This is a genomic window from Marinobacter salexigens (assembly GCF_018860765.1).
GTDB lineage: Bacteria > Pseudomonadota > Gammaproteobacteria > Pseudomonadales > Oleiphilaceae > Marinobacter > Marinobacter salexigens_A.
Map to the genome: position 1 here is coordinate 952,265 of NZ_JAHKPV010000021.1, position 20,759 is coordinate 973,023.

Here is a 20,759-nt window from a genome sequence, read left to right on the forward strand (position 1 = left end):
CACAACCTCAAAAGTCATCCCTTACGTCTACAAGTATTGAGGTTACCAGCAATACGTTCAGTAGCACTTGTGTATTCGCTTTGTTACATCAGGTTAATGCCCAAGACCTGCATCACAACCTTTCTATAGCTCTGGCTCCATTGGTTTTTTGCGGGGCCAGACCAAACTGAAGCGTGCACCACCAAGGCTGTCACTTCGGCTCACAAACGCCTGCCCGTTATGCCAGTATAGAATTCTTCGCACGATGGATAGACCAAGCCCGTATCCACCTGAGGTACGGGTTCGACTGTCATCAAGTCGAGCGAAGGCAGTGAAAACCTTCTCCCACTCATCTTCGGGGATACCCGGGCCATCGTCCTCGACATCGACCCGGCAATGATCTTCGTCGATACTGCAACGAACAAGCACCTTGCCCGAAGCATAGCGCCCTGCATTACCCACAAGGTTCTGTATTGCGCGATGAATATAACGCGGCTCAACATCGGCCATGGCTAATTGCTCGGAAGCCTCATCAATTTCGCCTACGATGCTAAGAGCTGGGCGCACAAGCTGCTGCTCGGTTACTACCTGCCTAACAATGTCGGTTACGGACGCTTCGTCGAGAGAAAACACAGGGCCACCCTGTTCGAGGCGCGCATAGGTCAGGATTTCATCAATGAGCTCATCCAACTCCTGAATATCGCCGTCAATGCCGTCAAGCTGCTTCTGGAGGGCTTCTTGACCCTGACAGTCCTCTATCATCTGCACGCCAAAGCGTATGCGCGCAACCGGCGTTCGTAATTCGTGGGACACCGCATGAATCATTTCACGCTGAACGTCTACAAGGCGCTGTATATGCTCCGCCATACCATTGAACGCGGCAGCTAGCCGGGAGACAATACTGCCCTCACCAGATTCCACACGAGCACTCATCTCCCCCCGGGCAATACGCACGGCCACGGACTCTACTTTACGCAGGTTGCTATCCAGACCCCGTAGCACAAAAAACAAAGCCAACGCCAACACGCTTCCAGAGACCACCAACAGCAACAAGATGACCGGCCATGCCCAGAGATTGAACGGTGCGGGCAAAGAAACAAGAACGAGCTCGCCATCTGCCAACTGCAAAAGCACCCGCGCTACTTGGTTGTCGTAGTAAAAAGCCGAGCCTTGGCGGTACACTCGTTCGAGAACCTCATCATCAGGCAAGGCTGCGGGGCTCTGCACTCTCCGAACACGCGCCTTCAAACTTCCTGAAAGCCGCTCAATAGCTTCCTCACGCTCCTCTAAACCGACAGAATCAAGATGAACCCGCATTACCTGGGCAGACACGATGGCTATATCGCGATAGGGCTGGGAAGCTCTAAGTTGCAATGCCTCGCCATGAAATCCGCTCACCAAAAACCGATAACCCAGACTGCCTTCAACCGCAACAATCTGACCATACCCCAAGCGTTCTCGAATCACTGGTGAAAGTGATGGATCCCCTGCGTCTACAACCTGAAACCCATACTCAGGAGGCAGCCAGTGATACTGTTGCTCAGGGGCCGGCGAAGACGCGAGCCAGCGCATCAACGGCTCGGCAAAGCGTTCATGCCAGAACTGTGAACGTACGGAGTTTATGCCGACAAACAAGACGATACAGAGGAGTATTACCAGTGCAGTGAGGCCAGCAAGGCGGGCATATAATTTGAGAAAAAAGTTCAGGGGCATGTCGGAGAACCCTGGCACGGAAGCATCGGCCGAGACAACCGTACCGACGCAAAAGACTGAATCTTCAGACTTCCTTCACAAACAGGTAGCCTTTGCTTCGGACGGTCTTAATCCTGCGAGGATGAACAGGGTCATCGCCAATTTTGGGGCGAATCCGGGACACTCGAACATCAATCGATCTATCCTGACCATCGTACTCAATACCCCGCAAGGCGGTGAAGATCTCCTCCCGGCTCAACACTCGACCAGCATTACTGGACAGCAGCCAAAGCAGATCGAATTCGGCACTGGTCAAATCTATGCTATCTTCGCCAAGCCAAGCCTCGCGCATAGCGCGATCCACAATCAGATCGTTGAACTGAAGACGTGAAGGCTCTTCGCCGCTCACTTCTTCTGCACTATTTTTTTGCGCATTTTCCGTAACGCGTCGCAACATGGCGCGTATTCTGGCCAGTAACACGCGGGGCTTAACGGGCTTGCTGATGTAATCATCCGCTCCCATCTCAAGGCCAAGCACCTGATCCAGATCGTCAGTACGTGCAGTGAGCATGATGATAGGGCCAGAATAAAACGGCCTCACACGACGACAAATAGAAAGACCGTCTTCACCGGGCAACATCAAATCAAGTACGACAAGATCTGGTTGCTCGTTGCGGATTCGCTCCACAGCAGGGCTTCCATGGGTTTCTAGTGAAACGGTCAGGCCGTTGCTTTCTAGGTATTCACGGGTCAGCTCAGCCAACCGCTCGTCATCTTCGACAATAAGAATTCGCCAACTTTCGTTTGTCTGTTCCACGGGATCCATCTCTGATTTTATTTTTCCGGGTTCAGTTTTTGCCTGTAACCAACGGCGCAGGCAACCTGATGTAACCGTAATTATACATGCTATTCAGAAATATACATGGAACTACACTGCGGTTACACCCAATTACAAACGTTAAACTCTAGACGCTGCGCCCTAAAAACGCCAACTCACTCGAAAAGTGGTCGGCCCTGAGCAATTTCATCGTCAGTTGCTGCGCGGCGCTCAATGATTTCCAAATCGAAATACAGAGTGAAGCCTGCAAGCGGGTGATTTGCGTCAATTCTAATAAGATTGCCGTCGATTCCCATAACCTGAACAATTTGGGCATTATCGCCGGTATTGGTTTGAAACTTCATACCGACGCGCAGGTTTTCTACCCCCTCAAACATCGAGCGAGGCACCTTGCGGACCAAATCCTCCCTGTGCTCACCATAAGCCATGGACGGAGGCACAGTAACCTCCAAACAATCCCCCGCGTTGCGGTCTTTCACGGCCTCCTGAATACCTTTGATGACATCGGAGCTGCCATACAAAAAATGCAGAGGCTCACCGCCCTCGGATGTGTCAACCAACTCGCCGAGCTTATTTTTTAAAACGTAGTGAACCGTAAAAACGTCAGGTTTTTCTTGAGAAGCTTGCATCAGGCTTTTGAACTTCCTGTGTCTGATGGATTTTCAGTAAGTTGCAAGCCATGGATCACAAGACGTTGATCCAGCTTTTCACGCAGACCCGAGGGTTGATGCAACCCCATTCGCTGCAATAGTTCAGCATAACGCCCTTGCTCATCTTTGGCTTGAACAGCTTGCAATAGAGTCGATATTTTACCACGACTGGTCGCCGTTTCCGCCTTTAGCCTTTTTAACGCTTTACCCAATTTCAGCTCTTGATCGGTAAAATCCCGGCCAAAAGGAAACACGGGGAACCAGTCTTTATCGCCAGCACCAGCAAACGCCTTAGCGATAGCGTCCGGCGTATTGTTCAGCCAACTGGCTGGTAACTGGAAGTTCTTGTCGACCTTACCGGCTTTCTGCGCCTTTTCGAGCAGATCCGGCTGAAAGCGCGAATCAGCGATGCGTATCAGGCGCAGGTAGACTTGCTCATCCGACTGACCGCGTAGATCAGCAATACCATATTCGGTAATGACCACATCCCGCAGGTGGCGGGGAATCGTGCAGTGGCCGTAATTGAACACAATGTTTGACACCGCCTTGCCCCCGGTATTTCGGCAACTGCGCAGAGCAATAATTGAACGGGCGCCCGGCAACTCGTGGGCCATGGAGACAAAATTATACTGGCCGCCCACACCGCTGATTACCCGGCCATCTTCAAGCCCGTCAGACACCGCAGCGCCGCTGAGCGTGTACATTATGGCCGTATTGATAAACCGGCTATGTATCCGTTGGGCCGCTTTGAGCCTTTGATTACCCAGCCGGTGGTCGTAGAGGTGATTTATATAGTTAACGCTGGTCATGCAAATTCGGTTACGTTCCTCATCGGAAAGCTCCCGCAAGGACTGGTAGAATTTCTGCGGGCCCACATAGAAACCGCCGTGCATGGCAACGCCACCAATGAGCCGCTCGCCAAGAGCCAGAGTTTCTATCGCCCCTCTCGCCTCTGCATCATCGAGATCAGTGTTTAGCGAATGATCGCCTATCTTTAATCTACCACCCTTGAACTCGACTGTTTCACGGAGAATGCCATATCGCCGCAGCCAAGCGACATCGCGCGACCGCATGGGTGAGTCAATCAATCCCTCCCGGCGCAGAACATCAAGGGTAGCCAAGGAAATCTTCTCACCAATCGCACCGTTGTTGATGAGAATTTGCAGGTCGGCATGGTCATAGACCTCACGCCGGATAACACCTGCTTCCATCAGATAAAGAAAACCGTCGACCATCATCTCGCTACAACCATAAAGGCCTTTTTCAAACGGCCCGGTACCACCTTCTTTTTCCGCCAGAGGGAAGTTCTCGGCAACGTTCAAATAGTCGAAAACCGCCCGCCAAGCTTCGTTGTTTTTGTGACGCAGAATAGCACTGTGTACAAGGGCCGCCCCAAGAGAACCTATGCCTACTTGCAGGGTGCCACCGTCCTTCAACAAGGTGCTGGCATAAAAGCCGATCAGATGATCTGCCGCACTGATAGCCATCTGAGGCGCAGAAAACAGCGGGTACTCAGAGGCTTGGTGCTCAAAAACCATATCAAATTCGTCTTCGGCAACCGCGGCATCGCGTCCGAACCAAGGTAACTGGCGATTGATTTCGCCCACCACAGCCACGGGGCTCCCTGCCGCTTCCCGCTCCCTCAGCATTGGCAGCAAATCTAAACTCAGATCGGGGTTGCAGCTCAGGCTTACCATACCCGGTGCATCATGCAGATCGCCCGGCGCTACGATTTGCGCCACCACGTTAACTCCCAAATCCATAAGATCACGTGCGGCATGGGTATAGTTAGTGGAAACATAGTGGCGCTGCTGACTGCGATTATTGAGATAACTACCAGCCTTAAAGAAAAACTCCGACACTTGCACGTTGTGGGGCAAGCAGTTATCGCTTACATCTCGGGCATATTGCAGTTCCGGAATCCCACCATAAAGGCGTTCCGCAAAGGGGCCCATAAAGCGCCTTTCTAAAGAAGAACTTCCTACAGGTGCCAATAATGAGAGGGCAGTAAAAATGTGCAGTTTTATTTCGGGATCGTCCTTTGCCCGCTGATAAAGCGCATTCACTAGGCGAACCGGCTTTCCCAATCCCAGAGGCAAGCCTAAGTTTATGTTTTTACCGACCCGGCGGATGACTTCATCCACGCAACGCTCTGTGCTGTTCACGCGCTGTCTGCTGTTTACCGCCATACAAAGATCCTCATTGATCATTCGATATGTGACTATCTGTAAAGGAATCATCACATGACAGATGTACTCAAACAATGCACCAGATCATGAATCCTGCGTTAAACCGAGGTATTGCCAGAAATAGACTTTACAGAGCGTACAGAAAGCAACTGAGAGCGAAAAGAGGGAGCAAATACAAAGAAAAGAAGAGCTAGGGTGTTGCAGACTAGAGAATCAGAAATTCCACTTCAGGTTGAGGCAAGCGCCCTCATTTAATAGTGCTATGCCGTGATCAGCCTGAGCCGGCTGGGAAGCATAATGCTTGCCGGTGCTGCCTGAACGCACCAGAGAGAGACTCAACAAACGAGATCCGATTTCGGCGACGGCAATAGCATCTGAATCGTCTTCATCAATATCGCCCGAAACCCGCTGTTGGAGCTCGTAGACATCTTCAACGGTCATGGTTTCGTTTGTCGCCTTAAACGCCCGCTCGGACGCATCGGCGCGAACAACAAACGCGGCGACGTTGAGAACAAGCAATGCGACAAAAATGCGGATAATCATGATACTTACAGCGACCTTTTAAACGGATTAGAAGTTTACTCATACCCTAGGCTAAAGTCTAACCCTTGAGCTGCAAAATAATGTGAAACGACGCGCAATGGCACTGTTTTTTGTCACGAGATCACAGCTTTTTTGTCAAAATATGATCGACTGAGTTTCTGAATGTAACTCACCTTTCACCAAACGCGGCCAATTCCTTTTGGCCTCAACACCTTAGCGCTTATTAATAAAGCCTCCGCCTAATCACGGGCAAGGATAGGTGAACTCTTGGTGAATGGCCTCAATAGCTTCCAAAGTATCTTGACTGAGATTCACATTACTTGAGTCTAGGTTTTCGCGCAGCTGTTCCATATTGGTGGCGCCAATGATGTTGCTGGTCAGAAAACTGCGGCTATTTACGTAGGCCAGCGCCATCTGGGCCGGAGACAACCCTTTCAGCCAAGCGAGTTCCGCGTAAGCGCGAGTGGCGTCAGCTCCGCGCTCGTTGGTATAGCGGCTGAAACGTTCATACAGCGTGAGGCGAGCCTTTTCTGGCCACTTTCCGCCCATATATTTACCCGACAGCATACCGAAGGCCAGCGGGGAATAAGCCAACAACCCCGTTTGCTCTCTATGGGCTATCTCTGCCATACCGGCTTCAAACGACCGATTTAAGAGGCTGTAAGGGTTCTGAATACTGGCAATGCGCGGCCAACCATTCTTTTCCGCCAAACGTAAATACTCCATAGCGCCCCAAGGTGTTTCATTGGAGATCCCTATGTGCCTGATCTTCCCGGCTTGTACAAGTTCATTGAGCGCTTCCAGAGTTTCCTCGATCGGCGTGGACTTCTCTTTCGGGTCGTGATGGTAGCCAAGCTTACCGAAGAAGTTCGCGTTACGATCCGGCCAGTGCACTTGGTACAAATCAATGTAGTCAGTTTTCAAGCGCTTTAGGCTGGCGTCACAGGCTTCGATGATGTGATCACGGGTGAGGCGCGGACCACTCCGCAAATAGCCGAACCCATCTCCCGGCCCGGTGACCTTAGATGCAATCACCAAATCGTCACGGCGACCACGCTGTACCAGCCAGTTGCCCAAAAATGTCTCAGTCAGACCCTGAGTTTCAGCCCTTGGTGGTACGGGGTACATTTCTGCCGTGTCTATAAAGTTCACACCCACAGACGTGGCGTAATCCAACTGTTCAAAAGCTTCCTGCTCAGTATTCTGCTCGCCCCAGGTCATGGTGCCAAGGCATATCAGGCTCACATCGATGTCTGAGCGACCTAGTTTTCGGGTTTGCATAGCGCCTCCGCTTCGGGTTTTTGAATGCGTAAAGAGAATGTCATAAGAGTGTCTCGCGCCTGTCACCGGCCGCTCCCATAGTAGAAATATGTTAATAAAAAGCCATGGGGAACGTCGTGACAAAAACTAGACTGGTCTACCCGCGAAAACAACACATTACCATCGTTTCGGAGACGTTTCCGCCAGAAATCAACGGCGTTGCCAACACACTAAGATACCTGTGCCTTGGACTCGTACAGCACGGACACAAAGTAACCATTGTACGGCCCAGACAGCGTCATGAGAGAAAGGGCCTGACACCGAGCTCTGACAATGCGCTGTTTGCGAATGAGCATATTGTGGCCAGCCTGCCCCTCCCCGGGTATGCCGACTTACGTGTTGGCATCGCAAGCAGCAGCCAGCTTCAACGACTTTGGCACGCGAACCGCCCCGATGCAGTCTACGTAGCCACCCAAGGGCCTTTAGGCATAGCAGCTGTTTCAGCAGCGCGAAAAATGGGGCTGCCTGTTGGCTCCGGTTTCCATACAAACTTTCACCAGTACAGCCGATATTACGGCTTCGGAGCCTTGGAAAAACTACTGTGCGCTTATGGCCGTTGGTTCCACAACCGCACGGATATCACACTTGTTCCAACAACCAAAATGCAGCACGCGACCTCAGTCATGGGCATCGCGACAACTGGACTTTGGAGTCGAGGGGTGGACTGCCAACGCTTCACGCCAGATAAGAGGGATGAATCTCTGCGCGCGAATTGGGGGCTTGAGGGAAATGACCGAGCAGTACTCTATGTCGGACGACTAGCAGCCGAGAAAAACATTCGAGCAGCCGTCGCGTGCTATGAGCGGATACGCAAGCTATATCCGCGAACTAAGTTCGTGCTCGTGGGCAACGGCCCCATGCGCAAACAATTGTCTGAGAGGCACCCAGACTATATTTTTTGCGGTGCCCAGTCTGGCAACGAGTTGGCTCGCCACTATGCATCGGGCGATTTGTTTTTGTTCCCAAGTAAAACGGACACCTTCGGGAATGTTGTACTTGAGGCAATGGCCAGTGGCCTCGCCGTTGTGGCGTACAACGATGCGGCCGCCCATGAACACATCCGCCATGAAGAAAACGGTATCACGGCCCCTCTAGATCAGGATGAGCTGTTTATCAGCGGAGCCCTTCGATTGGCAAATCAGCCAAGCCTGCTCAAACGTATTCGCATTCAAGCGCGGATTGAAGCTCTCAAGCTGAACTGGGAGTCGCGGATCAAACAATTCGAAAAACTTGTGTTGAACCAAAACCCAAAGGCCCAACTCCATGCCCGAAACAAGCAAAGCATTTCGATTCTTTGAACTGGCAGATCGGCGTGAGTACGCATTCTGCCAATCCATCAACCAAGTCGTTAAGTTCCGACCGATCATGCGTTACTTCCAATTGGTAAGCCGGTTGGGAGACGGCTGGTTCTGGTACGCTCTGATTTTGGCTATCGCTTTCCTAGAGCATGAGATTGGCGCGGGCCTAGCATTACTAATGACCCTAACCGGGCTGACCTGCACCCTAACCTACAAACTGCTTAAACGCTGGCTAATCCGCGAAAGGCCTTTTATCTCCTTCCCCTCAATTAACTGCGGAACGCCACCGTTAGACCGCTACAGCTTTCCTTCAGGCCACACACTCCACGCTGCCTGCTTTCAAACCATCCTATTCACGACAATGCCAAAGCTGGCGCTGGCAACGGCTCCGTTTACTTTGAGCGTAGCTGCATCGCGTGTTGTACTGGGCTTGCACTACCCGTCAGACGTTGTAGCTGGCGCCTTTATTGGTGGTCTAATGGGGTACCTTTCAGCCACTTACTTTTTCAGCACATCTCTAAGCTTCTTTTCAGGATGAGCTTAATCGAAGAGCCTTAACTGGGTAACGGGGGCATCATCATTCCTAAATCGCACGCCCAAGCCTAACAAGCGAACCGGACGCTCGCGATTGGTGACCAGCTCATTGAGAAGCGGTAAAAAATCGTCAAACTCAGGCTCCTTTATATTGTCCCGCACTCGCTCCAGAGTGTGTGTTGAAAAGTCGCTGTAACGTATTTTTATAAACAGTTTATGAATGGGTTTATCTTTGGCCTTTCGGGCGAGCCGTAAATTCAGATCGGCTGCCAGCGACGCCAGTACGGTTTCACAAGCAGCCAAATCTGGTAAGTCCTGAGAGAAGGTGCGCTCTACGCTCACAGATTTGGCAATTCGCGAAACCACCACCGACCGTTCGTCCCGGCCGTGGGCCATTTCATAAAGCCGATAGCCTTGTTTGCCAAAGCGCTCGATCAATACATCCACGCCCAACGCCTGCAAATCTCCACAGGTTTTAACGCCAAGCGCGTGCAATTTCGCGGCTGTTACTTGCCCCACCCCAAACAATTTTTCAACGTTGAGCTCGCGAACAAAATCCTCCACCTCATCAGGCTTCACCACAAACAGCCCATTGGGTTTTTGCCAATCGCTGGCAATCTTGGCAAGAAATTTATTGGGGGCAACCCCGGCGGAAATGGTTATCCCGACTTCTTTTTCTACCCGATCTCGCAAATAGCGAGCCATCAGCGTGGCACTGCCTTTGTGGTCAGTTACATCGGACACATCCAGAAACGCTTCATCCAGCGACAGCGGCTCAACCAGATCAGTGAGTTCCCGCAGTATGCTCATGACCTTCTGTGATGCCGCGCGATAACGGGCCATATCTGGTGGAACAATAACTAGGCCGGGGCAGAGCCGACGGGCCTCTCCGCCGGGCATGGCCGAGCGCACACCGAAAGCCCGGGCTTTATAGTTACAAGTTGTCACCACTCCTCGACCACCCTCACCCCCTACCGCCAGCGGGACGTCGCGCAATGTTGGATCATCACGCATCTCAACTGCCGCATAAAAGCAGTCGCAATCCACATGGATGATCTTGCGTTGAGGCATAATCACTGGGCTCACGTCGGGTTTCTGTACATTCATACAGTCTTGTATCTTAAAGTAAGATGCTGAGAATGTCAGGAATCTCCAAAACAACCATCGGATAGCATAACGAGGCCCCATGTCGAACCCTATTCCAGACTCTGAGCGCACTGAAATTGAAGCAGCAGCTTTTCGCCGCCTGGTTAAGCACCTAGGAGACAACCCTAGCGTTCAGAATATTGATCTGATGAATTTGGCCGGATTTTGCCGCAACTGCCTTTCTAAATGGTATCGCGCAGAGGCCAGTGAACGCGGCTTCGAGATGTCCGACCCGGCTGCCCGGGAAGAGATTTACGGCATGCCATACGAACAGTGGAAAGCCCAGCACCAAACGGGTCCGAAACAGGATCACAAGTAATGAAGTTAAACGAAGCGTTACGCATCCATTTGGCTTCGATAGATGGCGGCCATGCAGACTTTGATGACACTTTGACCCTAATCCAGCGCTACTTCGACTACACGCCCACAAGCTTTCAGAATGGCCCTTTAATAAATGCCGAAGGAGAAAACGCCGGTTCATGCAAAGTATTTGCACTCGGCCTTCATGGCTCTCTCAACGAGGCAGACACTCTGAAACTTTTCGCGCAACACTACCAGCAGGTACTACACGACCCTGCCGGCGACAGTCATAGCAATATTCGTCAGTTCATGGGCTCTGGTTGGTCAGGTATACGCTTTGAAAATTCACCACTACGCCCACGCAGCCCATCAGAGCCAACCATCAAGGAAGAGACCCACTCATGAGTGACACCGCTACCACAAGGGCACAGCAGGTATTCCAACTAAAAAGCGCCAGTGTTTCCATGACCGCTCTGGAGCTCTATTACTTTGACAACGACGAGTTTGAAGACACGTTGAGAAATAAAATCAGTCAGGCTCCCGGATTTTTTCGTGATATCCCCCTGATTATAAGTCTGGAAAAGTACGAAGGCCTCGACAGTGAGCTGGACTTCTTCAAGATCATCGGAGCCTGTCGGCGCAACAATATCCACGTTATAGGTGTTCGTGGCGGCAATGATGACCAACGCCGCCTTGCTCGTGGTGCTTCCCTTGCACTCATGCCCGGGAACGGTCAACGGGACCGAGGTCATGAAGCAGAAGCGGAAACAGTACCGGCTCCTGCAGCGCCGGAACCTCAAGCCGTTAAGGAAGCACCCGTAACCAAGGTCATCAGCCACCCCGTGCGCTCAGGCCAGCAAATTCATGCGCCAGAGGGTGATCTGGTTATTCTGGCGCCGGTTCAGGCGGGCGCGGAAGTGCTCGCTGCCGGCAACATCCATGTTTACGGACCGCTGCGCGGCCGAGCCTTGGCGGGCATTCATGGCGCCGAATCTGCACGAATTTTCTGTCAATCCCTTGAGGCAGAGCTTGTGTCCATCGCCGGACACTATAAAATCTCCGAAGATCTTCAGAATAGCGGCTGGAAAAGCGCTGTGCAGATTCAGCTCAGGGATGACCTGTTAGTGGTGGCACCACTGGACAAGGCCTGATACTGGAATCGAACAAAATAATGTGACCGGGCCAAAAGCCGGCAGACACGACGAATCCATCGAGACACAGGAATTAAACCTTGGCTAGAATTATTGTCGTTACCTCAGGAAAAGGCGGTGTTGGTAAAACCACCACCAGCGCCTCTATCAGTACAGGCCTTGCCAAGCGCGGCCACAAAACCGTCGTGGTTGATTTCGACGTGGGCCTGCGCAACCTAGACCTAATCATGAACTGTGAGCGCCGTGTCGTGTATGACTTCGTAAACGTCATACAAGGCGAGGCATCGTTAAATCAGGCCTTAATCCGTGATAAACGGGTTGACACTCTCTACATCCTCCCGACTTCCCAGACCCGGGAAAAAGAGGCCCTTACTAAAGAGGGCGTTGAAAAAGTTATCAACGAGCTCTCCGAAACCTTCGACTACATTGTGTGCGACTCACCCGCCGGAATCGAGCATGGGGCTCTGATGGCTCTGTATTATGCAGACGAAGCCATTGTAGTAACCAATCCCGAGGTCTCATCAGTTCGAGACTCCGACCGCATCCTTGGCATCTTGCAAAGCAAATCTCGGCGCGCCGAGATGGGTCAGGAGCCGGTTAAGGAGCATTTGCTGCTAACGCGCTACAATCCGGATCGGGTTGAGCGAGGCGAGATGCTGTCTGTAGCGGATGTTGAGGAAATACTCGCCATTCCATTACTGGGCGTTATTCCAGAAAGTCAGGTTGTTCTGAACTCCTCGAACCAGGGGATGCCGGTTATTCTAGAAACCGAGAGCGATGCTGGTCAGGCTTATGATGACGCAGTAGCGCGCCTTCTGGGTGAGGAACGTGAACACCGATTCATGACCAACCAGAAAAAAGGTTTCTTTTCACGGATGTTCAAGGGGGGCTAACGGATGAGTTTCCTCGACTATTTCAGAGGCAAGAAATCAAGCTCCGCCAATGTGGCAAAAGAGCGTTTGCAAATTATTGTGGCCCACGAGCGCGGACAGCGCGATCAGCCCGACTATTTGCCGCAAATGCAGCAAGAAATATTGGCGGTTATTCGCAAATATGTGCAAATCAGTGATGATATGGTTCAGGTGGAAGTGGACCGAAATGGCAGTTGTTCTGTGCTCGAATTGAACGTAACTCTGCCCGAACGCTGAGCTGAATTAGGCCAGTTAAGCGCCTGCCCGCTTCTTGGGTGCAGGCGCTAGGTATTACCATCGTGCGAAATGGTCCTCGACCAGCCCCTTCATGCTCTGAACGGCAACCTTATTGCCACTCTCATCGGTAATGGTTCCGTTAAACGTTCCCACGTACTGCCGAAAATTGGATGCCAATATCCCGGCATTAAGCTTTTCTTTACGCGCTGAGGCTGGCTCAAAGTGCAGATCAACGCGATTATCATCCGTTGTTACATGCCAGTCGCCTCCCGCCTGATAACGATCGAAGCGAAACTGGGCTGTACCGAGCTTAAGGCATTTACCTTCTAGCCAAAGGGCGTTTTCTGTCATACCGGTTTCATTCACGCCCGCAGCCAGATTGAGGCCCAGCGACCGTCCGTCTTGCAACTGCCCAGCCAAGCTGGCCCAATTCCAAGCCGTTTCCCGGCGCATAAAGCCGCAACTCCAATCAATGGCGCCACGGACCGTTTCGTCGCATCGCCAAATACGATGGTTCCAGCGAATTTCACCTTCAACCGGCACACCTGCCGACTTACGAGTGAACACCCAGCCGTTATAACCCGCTGGGCAAACTAATCGTAAAGGATCGTTATCCTCTTTCAGCGTTAACTCTACGCGGATACCCTTAGGCGCGGACACCGATATGGATCTACCTCCAACGAAAGGCAGAATGCGCATTGAAACGCCACCTTTGCTGAACGACGCCGAGCCATGTTCAGGGTGCGGCTCTATGCGGGTCCCCAATGCAAATGGGCTCATAAAACTCTGCTCAAGCATTTGCCCGGATGCGAAATCATAGAGGTAGAAAAACCCGTTCCCCACCATTTTCAGGTCCACCAGCGCCATGCCAAAAACCCAGTCTGGCCCAGTGGCACTTACAAATTGGAACTGGTTAAACCGCCAGCGCCGGGCCAGTTTCGAGCGCGGTCGATCCATCACCGTACGCAAGTCGTAGTCCATGTAGTTTATTTCATCTACAACTTGACTCAGCACTCCGGGCGAGAATTGCCCCTTCGCATCAATCAGTTTTTTTATCGTCATGTTCTTCGTCAGATCGGGCCAATTTAACGAATTGCTACATCGGGTGGTTACCTGGTTCACAATCCCCTGTTTCGGCGGCTAAAGCACCCCACTCCGCATGTTAGACTCCGCCCACAATATTTCAGGAAGTGTAGCTTATGAGAAACACCCATGCCCATAGCTTTAAAGGCTGGGCTTCAGTTGTCAGCGGTGTACTTTGCGCCCTATTGGTTTCAGCCATGGCGACCACCACCGCACAAGCAGCTTTACCAGAAGAAGACAGCGAGGCTTGGACCTTGCGCAAAGAAGCTGGCGATATCCAAATCTATACCATGGATCAAGGCAACTCCAGTTTTCAAGCATTCAAGGCCGTGGCTCTTCTCGACGCCCCCATTGAAAACATAATGGCCGTTATGGTGAATCCAGCTTCGTGCATTGAGTGGGTGCTCAACTGCACAGAATCATACGGTATCGGCAAAGGCACCTTTCACGACCGCTATGCCTACTCGGTTAACGACATGCCTTGGCCGGTAACGGATCGCGACTATGTTCTGCACATCCGCACACAAGGAAACGAAGCGTCTGGCGAGATCATTATGGAAATGAGCGCGACTCCAAACATGCGAGTAGAAAACAGTAACCGCGTAAGAGTTGAACATTCCGAAACGCTTTACCGCTTTATTCCAGAGGGCAATAAAACCCGGATGATCTGGCTGCAACACACAGACCCCACGGGCGCTCTGCCCGGCTGGCTGGTCAACTCTCTTCTGGTTGATATACCGGTGCAATCCATGGAAGAGCTGGAGCGGCTATCAAGTCACGAACGCTATCAGGGGTTTGAGCTGATCTATGGCGAAAGCGGCAATCTGGGTGATGTAAGGCAAACCGGCAGCAACTGAGGGGTGACGGGCAGAGTATGAAAGGCTAAGCTCTGGTTAAAGGACTTTACAAGGCAGACATCACCTAATGACCGTGCTCGCGTACGAGATAATGACACCCAGTATCAAGGCGGTGCCCCAATCCTGGACAATGGATCGTCTGGCCCGGTTTCTTACCGACAACGAAATCACCGGCAGCCCTGTTACGGATGAATCCGGCGAAATTGTTGGCATTGCCACCCTCAAGGACATCACGGAATTTCGCTGGAACGCCACCCATTCGGATGCCGACAAAGAACTTACGGCAGAAGAGCATAAGGAAGCACGACGCCTACGCATGGTGCTTTTTGAGGAGATGGGGAAAGTGCCGGTAGAAGTGCGCGATATTATGACGCCCATCGTATTATCGGTTGACGAGACGACACCGGTGCGCGACATTGCCAACATTATGATGAATGAACACCTGCACCGCATTTTTGTCACACGGGATTCAAAGATAACCGGTATTATCACCACCTACGATATGCTAAAAATCGTCTCGGATGAGGAGCTTACAAAACGCTGCGCCCGTAACGACTGAACCACCACAGAGGTAGTGCCCCTTATGCCCAGAACACCGGAAAGTGCACCGCAAGCTCGAAGAACCATGTATGTCCTCGATACCAACGTCCTGATCCACGACCCGAACGCCCTCCTCAATTTTGAAGAACACGATGTCATCATTCCGATGACCGTTCTGGAAGAGCTCGACGGCCTGAAAAGCGGAAAGCAGAGCGTGGCGGCGGACTGTCGTCAGGCCATCCGCACCATCGACAGACTTCTTGGCGATGCCAGCCCCAAAGATATCGAAAAAGGCGTTCCGATCGTGCGCGCGACAATGGCAGAGCCCTTAGGCACCTTGTCCATTTTGATGAGCACCGAACACACTGGCAACCACTCGCTGCCGGAGCACCTGAACGACAACAAGATTATCAACACACTTGCAGCACTGCAGGAGCGGCACAAGTCCCGGGACATCATACTGGTCAGCAAAGACATCAACATGCGCCTGAAAGCCCGAGGCTTCGGTGTGGAAGCCCAGGACTATCAGAATGACCAGTTGGTCGATGACATTGACCTACTGCCGAAAGGCTACATTGAGTTCCCCAATTCGTTTTGGGACACCATCGCCAAAGTGGAAACCGTGCAACGGGAGGGGATAACCGAGCACATTCTCAAGCGCGAGGGCGAACTGGCAAAACTCAACATTAACGAGTTTGTACTTGATGAGCAGGGCTTTATCGGCAGAGCCGTTGAGATTACAGATACCCAAGTGGTCATCCGGGATCTGCATCAGCATGACCTGATGAACGAAGAAGTCTGGGGCCTAGTACCTCGAGATATCTATCAAGCTATGGCACTGAACCTGCTGCTGGATCCGGATATCCATCTGGTAAACCTTACGGGTTCCGCCGGTTCCGGTAAAACCATTCTGGCGCTGGCGGCCTGCATTGAAATGACCGTCGCCAGCAAGCTCTACAAGCGGATTATTGCCACGCGCTCAACTCAGGGTCTGGATGAAGACATCGGCTTTTTGCCCGGCACCGAGGCGGAAAAAATGGAGCCCTGGCTAGGTGCCATCGTGGACAACCTGGAAGCCCTGCACGAAGACGATGAGAATATGACCGCTAGCGTGGACTACATTCTCAGCAAGGTGCCTTTGCACTTCAAATCCATGAACTACATTCGTGGTCGCAGCTTCCAACACAGCCTAATCATTATTGATGAGTCCCAGAACCTGACTCCGCACCAGATCAAAACGATCATCACCCGCGCAGGTAACGGCTCCAAGGTAATCTGTCTAGGCAACTTGGCACAGATCGACACACCGTATCTGAGTGCATTAAGTTCTGGTCTTACCTACATGACCGAACGCTTCAAGACCTTCAGCCATGGTGGACACATTCACCTGCAAGGTGTCCCTCGCTCCCTGTTGGCAGAGTTCGCGGAAGCCAACCTGTAATAATAAACGCCGGTTTACCGCCTCAACCCGAGGCGGTGCCGCGCGTCTGACCAACGCTAACTCTTTCGTATTCTAAAGATTTCCCCCTCTCCGAGCCGCCGCTCTTCAAGCCCTTTCAATAGCTTTGGACCAAAAAGCCCTAATCCTCGGGATTTTTTGCGTGTTTGATATTTAGCCTTCAAACCATTAACCTTCGTTCATTGAACACCTATTCAATATACTGAACACTCATTCAATATGCGCGCAATTTGAGGATGACATGGCACGACTCGGGGTGGAAGCCATTCGACGGCAACAACTAATCGACGCAACGCTGAAGGTGATTGAAGAGCACGGTTTTCAGGGAGCCACAATTGGCAAGATTGCAGGTGCCTCGGAGCTTTCAGTTGGCATTGTCAGCCATTACTTCGGCGGTAAGCAGGGCCTACTCGAAGCCACCATGAGGTATTTGCTGTCTTGTCTGCAGAAAGACGTAGCCATATACATGGCAGGGCGACCCAACGCGCCTCGCGAACGCTTGCTCGCGATTGTGGACGCGAATTTCTCCGGCGTTCAGACCAACGCCCAGTCGGCCAAAACCTGGCTGGCATTCTGGACCCAAGCCATGCATAGCCCAGACCTAATGCGCCTGCAGCGAGTGAACGAACGCCGCTTGCTTTCAAATTTAGTGTTCTACCTTCGCCAATTAATGCCTACCGAACAAGCACGCTCAACAGCGCAAACCATTGCAGCACTGATTGATGGCTTCTGGCTACGAGCAGCCATGAGTGAAGGCCGCATTGAGCCGGATCAAGCCATTACTTTGTGCAAAAGCTATATCGACCACGCTATTCAAGCGAACAACGGAGCCTGCTAATGACGCTGCCAATCTATCAATCGTTTATCAACGGCCAACCCATGGCAAACCAGAGCGGCGAACGGTTCGACGTTGTAAATCCAGCAACAGGCAAGGTGATCTATCAAGTGGAGCAGGCGGATGAGTCCGTTATGCAGGCTGCGGTTGCCAGCGCCCAAGAAGGTTTCAAAGCTTGGTCTACCATGACAGGCCTTGATCGAGGTCGTATCTTGAACCGGGCCGCTGCCATGCTACGCGAGCAAAACGATGCTCTCGCCGAAATTGAAGTACGGGACACCGGTAAACCCTGGCAGGAAGCCAGCGTCGTGGATGTGGTAACCGGTGCAGATTCGGTTGAGTACTTCGCGGGCCAAGCTTCAAGCATTATGGGCGAAAGCCAACAGGTCGGGCCGGATTTTTTCTACACCCGCCGGGAGCCTCTGGGGCTCTGTGCCGGTATTGGTGCTTGGAATTATCCGTTGCAAATTGCCTGCTGGAAATCAGCACCGGCTCTGGCTTGTGGCAACAGCATGATATTCAAGCCCTCTGAAGAAACCCCGCTGGGCGCCATCAAACTGGCTGAAATCTACATGGCCGCTGGTGTGCCCGCTGGCGTGTTTAACGTGGTACAAGGCGACTACCGGGTAGGCCAAATGCTCACCTCAGACCCTGCCATCGCCAAAGTATCGTTTACTGGGGAAGCAAAAACCGGTCGCACGGTGATGGCTGATGCCTCGCGTACACTCAAGTCCGTCACCATGGAGCTTGGCGGCAAGTCACCACTGATTGTTTTTGACGATACCAATCTTGAACAAGCAGTGTCCGCCGCTATGCTGGGCAACTTCTACACCCAAGGCGAAATCTGCACCAATGGCACTCGGGTGTTTGTGCAGCGCAACATTTACGACGCCTTTCTCGACCAACTGGTCAAGCGTACCGAAAACAACATCATCGCCGGTGACCCGGAGAATCCGGATACCAACTTTGGTGCTCTCATCAGTGCGGGCCATCAAGACTTGGTTATGAAGTATATCGATAGCGGCAAAGTCGAGGGCGCACGCCTGCTAGCCGGAGGCTCAAGATTGCAGCCCACAGGCTTTGAGAACGGCTACTTTGTGGCGCCTACCGTATTCGCAGATTGCACAGACGACATGACCATTGTGCGGGAAGAAATCTTTGGCCCCGTAATGGCGGTGCTGCCCTTTGATACCGAAGAGGAAGTTATCCAGCGCGCCAATAACACCCAATATGGACTAGCCGCCGGTATCTTCACCGCAGATATCACCCGTGCTCATCGCGTGATTCACCAACTTGAAGCCGGTATTTGCTGGATCAACAGCTTCGGCGCTTCACCCGCTGAAATGCCCGTGGGTGGCTACAAGCTATCGGGCCTTGGCCGTGAAAATGGCCGCGAAACACTCGCCCACTACACCCAAACCAAGTCGGTATACGTAGGTATGGCTCCGCTTGAGGCGCCGTTCTGATAACACCATTCAAACCATCGCCGCTGCGGATTGTTAGTCCGCGTCCGTATGAAGGAGACAGCTTTGCAGTTTGATCATGAATTTGACTATGTGATTGTGGGTACCGGCTCTGCAGGTTGTGTATTAGCTAACCGCTTGAGTGAGAACGAACAAAACCACGTGCTGGTACTGGAAGCCGGACGCCGGGATGACACCTGGAAGATCCACATGCCAGCGGCCCTGATGTTCAACCTGATGGACGACAAGTACAACTGGTATTACCACACCGAGCCACAAGAACACATGAATAACCGGAAACTCTACTGGCCGCGCGGCAAGGTTTGGGGTGGCGGTTCTACCCTGAATGCCATGGTGTATATACGCGGCCACGCCTACGATTATGATCGCTGGCACGACGAAGGCGCAGTTGGTTGGCGCTATCAGGATGTACTGCCGTACTTTAGAAAAGCAGAAAGTCGCGAAAAAGGGGCTGACGACTATCGCGGCGGAGACGGCCCGCTCAATGTACATACCGGAGACGAGCCCAACCCCTTGTTTGGTGCCTTTCTGGAAGCCAGCCAGCAAGCGGGTTACCCCTACACCAAGGACATGAACGGCTACCAGCAAGAAGGCGTTGGCGAGATGGACATGACCATCCGCAAAGGTAAGCGCTGGAGCGCTGCCCAAGCCTACTTACGGCCAGTATTAAAGCGCCCCAACCTAACCACAGAAACCGGCGCTATGACCACGCGTGTTCTATTTGATGGCACCAAAGCCGTGGGCGTTGAATACGTTCAAAAAGGCAAAACCATCCGTGTGGCAGCTCGTAAAGAAGTCATTGTGAGTGGCGGCGCCATCAATTCGCCACAGCTGTTGATGCTTTCTGGTATAGGTGCAGCGGCCGAGCTGGAAGAACATAACATTCCTGTAGTGGCCGACAGACCCGGCGTTGGTAAAAACCTTCAGGATCATCTGGAAATATACGTTCAGCACAAATCGACTCAGCCGGTCACCTTGTACAAATACACCACCCAGCCCGGCAAAACCCTAGCGGGCATGAAATGGTTTTTGAATAACGACTGGGGCGCCTGCCGCACAGCGCACTTGGAAGCGGGAGGGTTTATCCGCTCCAAAGCGGGAGTGCAGCATCCGGACATCCAGTTTCACTTCCTGCCTTCTCAGGTAATTGACCACGGCCGTAAAGACGCAGAGTGCCATGGCTATCAAGTACACGTTGGCCCCATGCGACCCACCAGCCGCGGCTATCTGAAGCTAAAATCTGCCAAGCCGGGCGACCACCCGATCATTCAACCCAACCTACTCAGCACCGAGCAAGATCGCTGGGAAATGCGGGAAAGCATCAAATTGACCCGGGAAATCTTCGCTCAATCCGCGTTTGACCCCTTCCGGGGCGAAGAGCTGCGACCAGGCACAAACGCCACCACGGATGAAGATATTGATGCATTCGTTCGTAATTACGCAGACAGCGCCTATCACCCATCCTGCACCTGCAAAATGGGTGCAGCCGACGACCCCATGGCAGTAGTAGACGAGCAGGCCCGGGTTTACGGGGTACAAAATTTACGCGTGGTGGATGCCTCCATCATGCCGAGCATGGTGAGCGGCAATCTAAACGCACCCACCATTATGCTAGCGGAAAAGTGCGCGGACCATATCCGTGGTCTGGAGCCGCTACCGCCCTCATCTGCCCCTGTGTGGGAACACCCTGACTGGAAGAACGCACAACGCTAA

General features: G+C 52.4%; 21 protein-coding genes. 13 read left to right on the top strand and 8 right to left on the bottom strand.

Annotated features, from left to right (window positions below; translation table 11 throughout):
- Positions 1-123: 123 nt before the first annotated feature.
- The 6 genes from KO508_RS17885 to KO508_RS17910 form a co-directional block, all read right to left on the bottom strand.
- Positions 124-1,692 carry an ATP-binding protein gene (locus KO508_RS17885; protein ID WP_216009618.1) on the bottom strand — a complete coding sequence of 523 codons (1,569 nt, stop codon included), beginning with the start codon at positions 1,690-1,692 and terminating at the stop codon, positions 124-126.
- Positions 1,693-1,756: 64 nt separating this feature from the next.
- Positions 1,757-2,497, bottom strand: coding sequence for a response regulator (locus KO508_RS17890; protein ID WP_200361805.1), 741 nt, complete (start codon positions 2,495-2,497; stop codon positions 1,757-1,759).
- 167 nt (positions 2,498-2,664) lie between these two features.
- Positions 2,665-3,138, bottom strand: coding sequence for an FKBP-type peptidyl-prolyl cis-trans isomerase (locus tag KO508_RS17895; protein ID WP_216009619.1), 474 nt, complete (start codon positions 3,136-3,138; stop codon positions 2,665-2,667).
- Positions 3,138-5,348: an acetyl-CoA hydrolase/transferase C-terminal domain-containing protein gene (locus tag KO508_RS17900; RefSeq protein WP_216009620.1), complete on the bottom strand. Its 2,211-nt coding sequence runs from the start codon at positions 5,346-5,348 to the stop codon at positions 3,138-3,140. Before KO508_RS17900 ends, KO508_RS17895 begins: the two co-directional genes overlap by 1 nt.
- Positions 5,349-5,561: 213 nt before the next feature.
- A complete protein-coding gene (locus tag KO508_RS17905; RefSeq protein ID WP_216009621.1) occupies positions 5,562-5,891 on the bottom strand; it encodes a hypothetical protein in 330 nt (109 codons plus the stop codon).
- Positions 5,892-6,134: 243 nt separating this feature from the next.
- Positions 6,135-7,172, bottom strand: coding sequence for an NADP(H)-dependent aldo-keto reductase (locus KO508_RS17910; RefSeq protein ID WP_216009622.1), 1,038 nt, complete (start codon positions 7,170-7,172; stop codon positions 6,135-6,137).
- Between the two features lie 104 nt (positions 7,173-7,276).
- Between KO508_RS17910 and KO508_RS17915 the strand changes: the two genes are divergently transcribed.
- Positions 7,277-8,509 carry a glycosyltransferase family 4 protein gene (locus tag KO508_RS17915; protein ID WP_216009623.1) on the top strand — a complete coding sequence of 411 codons (1,233 nt, stop codon included), beginning with the start codon at positions 7,277-7,279 and terminating at the stop codon, positions 8,507-8,509.
- Complete coding sequence (locus KO508_RS17920; protein WP_216009624.1) at positions 8,475-9,047, top strand: phosphatase PAP2 family protein; 573 nt, start codon at positions 8,475-8,477, stop codon at positions 9,045-9,047. The genes KO508_RS17915 and KO508_RS17920 overlap by 35 nt, the downstream gene beginning before the upstream one ends.
- Before the next feature lie 2 nt (positions 9,048-9,049).
- On the opposite strand, the gene dinB is transcribed toward KO508_RS17920, so the two are convergent.
- The gene (gene dinB / locus KO508_RS17925; protein WP_216009812.1) at positions 9,050-10,114 is read right to left on the bottom strand and encodes a DNA polymerase IV; all 1,065 of its coding nucleotides are present in this window, start codon (positions 10,112-10,114) and stop codon (positions 9,050-9,052) included.
- Between the two features lie 115 nt (positions 10,115-10,229).
- Between dinB and KO508_RS17930 the strand changes: the two genes are divergently transcribed.
- From KO508_RS17930 to minE, 5 genes are all read left to right on the top strand, one after another.
- Positions 10,230-10,508: a DUF1244 domain-containing protein gene (locus tag KO508_RS17930; protein WP_216009625.1), complete on the top strand. Its 279-nt coding sequence runs from the start codon at positions 10,230-10,232 to the stop codon at positions 10,506-10,508.
- Positions 10,508-10,894: a HopJ type III effector protein gene (locus KO508_RS17935; RefSeq protein ID WP_216009626.1), complete on the top strand. Its 387-nt coding sequence runs from the start codon at positions 10,508-10,510 to the stop codon at positions 10,892-10,894. The genes KO508_RS17930 and KO508_RS17935 overlap by 1 nt, the downstream gene beginning before the upstream one ends.
- Positions 10,891-11,640 carry a septum site-determining protein MinC gene (gene minC / locus KO508_RS17940; RefSeq protein ID WP_216009627.1) on the top strand — a complete coding sequence of 250 codons (750 nt, stop codon included), beginning with the start codon at positions 10,891-10,893 and terminating at the stop codon, positions 11,638-11,640. The genes KO508_RS17935 and minC overlap by 4 nt, the downstream gene beginning before the upstream one ends.
- Positions 11,641-11,720: 80 nt before the next feature.
- On the top strand, positions 11,721-12,533 hold the full coding sequence (minD, locus tag KO508_RS17945) for a septum site-determining protein MinD (protein WP_216009628.1): 813 nt from the start codon (positions 11,721-11,723) through the stop codon (positions 12,531-12,533).
- Positions 12,534-12,536: 3 nt separating this feature from the next.
- Positions 12,537-12,788: a cell division topological specificity factor MinE gene (gene minE / locus KO508_RS17950; protein WP_200361816.1), complete on the top strand. Its 252-nt coding sequence runs from the start codon at positions 12,537-12,539 to the stop codon at positions 12,786-12,788.
- A 54-nt stretch (positions 12,789-12,842) separates the two neighbouring features.
- Here the strand turns inward: minE and KO508_RS17955 are convergent, their stop codons facing one another.
- Positions 12,843-13,850, bottom strand: coding sequence for a DUF2804 domain-containing protein (locus KO508_RS17955; RefSeq protein ID WP_216009629.1), 1,008 nt, complete (start codon positions 13,848-13,850; stop codon positions 12,843-12,845).
- Between the two features lie 137 nt (positions 13,851-13,987).
- Here KO508_RS17955 and KO508_RS17960 point away from each other — a divergent pair, with 137 nt between their 5' ends.
- The 6 genes from KO508_RS17960 to betA all read left to right on the top strand — a co-directional run bounded on the left by KO508_RS17960 (position 13,988) and on the right by betA (position 20,759).
- The gene (locus tag KO508_RS17960) at positions 13,988-14,728 is read left to right on the top strand and encodes an START domain-containing protein (protein WP_216009630.1); all 741 of its coding nucleotides are present in this window, start codon (positions 13,988-13,990) and stop codon (positions 14,726-14,728) included.
- A gap of 67 nt (positions 14,729-14,795) precedes the next feature.
- On the top strand, positions 14,796-15,287 hold the full coding sequence (locus KO508_RS17965; protein ID WP_216009631.1) for a CBS domain-containing protein: 492 nt from the start codon (positions 14,796-14,798) through the stop codon (positions 15,285-15,287).
- A 66-nt stretch (positions 15,288-15,353) separates the two neighbouring features.
- Positions 15,354-16,709 carry a PhoH family protein gene (locus KO508_RS17970; RefSeq protein WP_216009813.1) on the top strand — a complete coding sequence of 452 codons (1,356 nt, stop codon included), beginning with the start codon at positions 15,354-15,356 and terminating at the stop codon, positions 16,707-16,709.
- Between the two features lie 259 nt (positions 16,710-16,968).
- On the top strand, positions 16,969-17,565 hold the full coding sequence (gene betI / locus KO508_RS17975) for a transcriptional regulator BetI (RefSeq protein WP_216009632.1): 597 nt from the start codon (positions 16,969-16,971) through the stop codon (positions 17,563-17,565).
- Entirely contained in the window at positions 17,565-19,028 is a 1,464-nt protein-coding gene (gene betB / locus KO508_RS17980) for a betaine-aldehyde dehydrogenase (protein ID WP_216009633.1), read from the top strand. The genes betI and betB overlap by 1 nt, the downstream gene beginning before the upstream one ends.
- A 63-nt stretch (positions 19,029-19,091) precedes the next feature.
- Positions 19,092-20,759, top strand: a complete 1,668-nt coding sequence (gene betA / locus KO508_RS17985) for a choline dehydrogenase (RefSeq protein ID WP_252738180.1) — start codon at positions 19,092-19,094, stop codon at positions 20,757-20,759.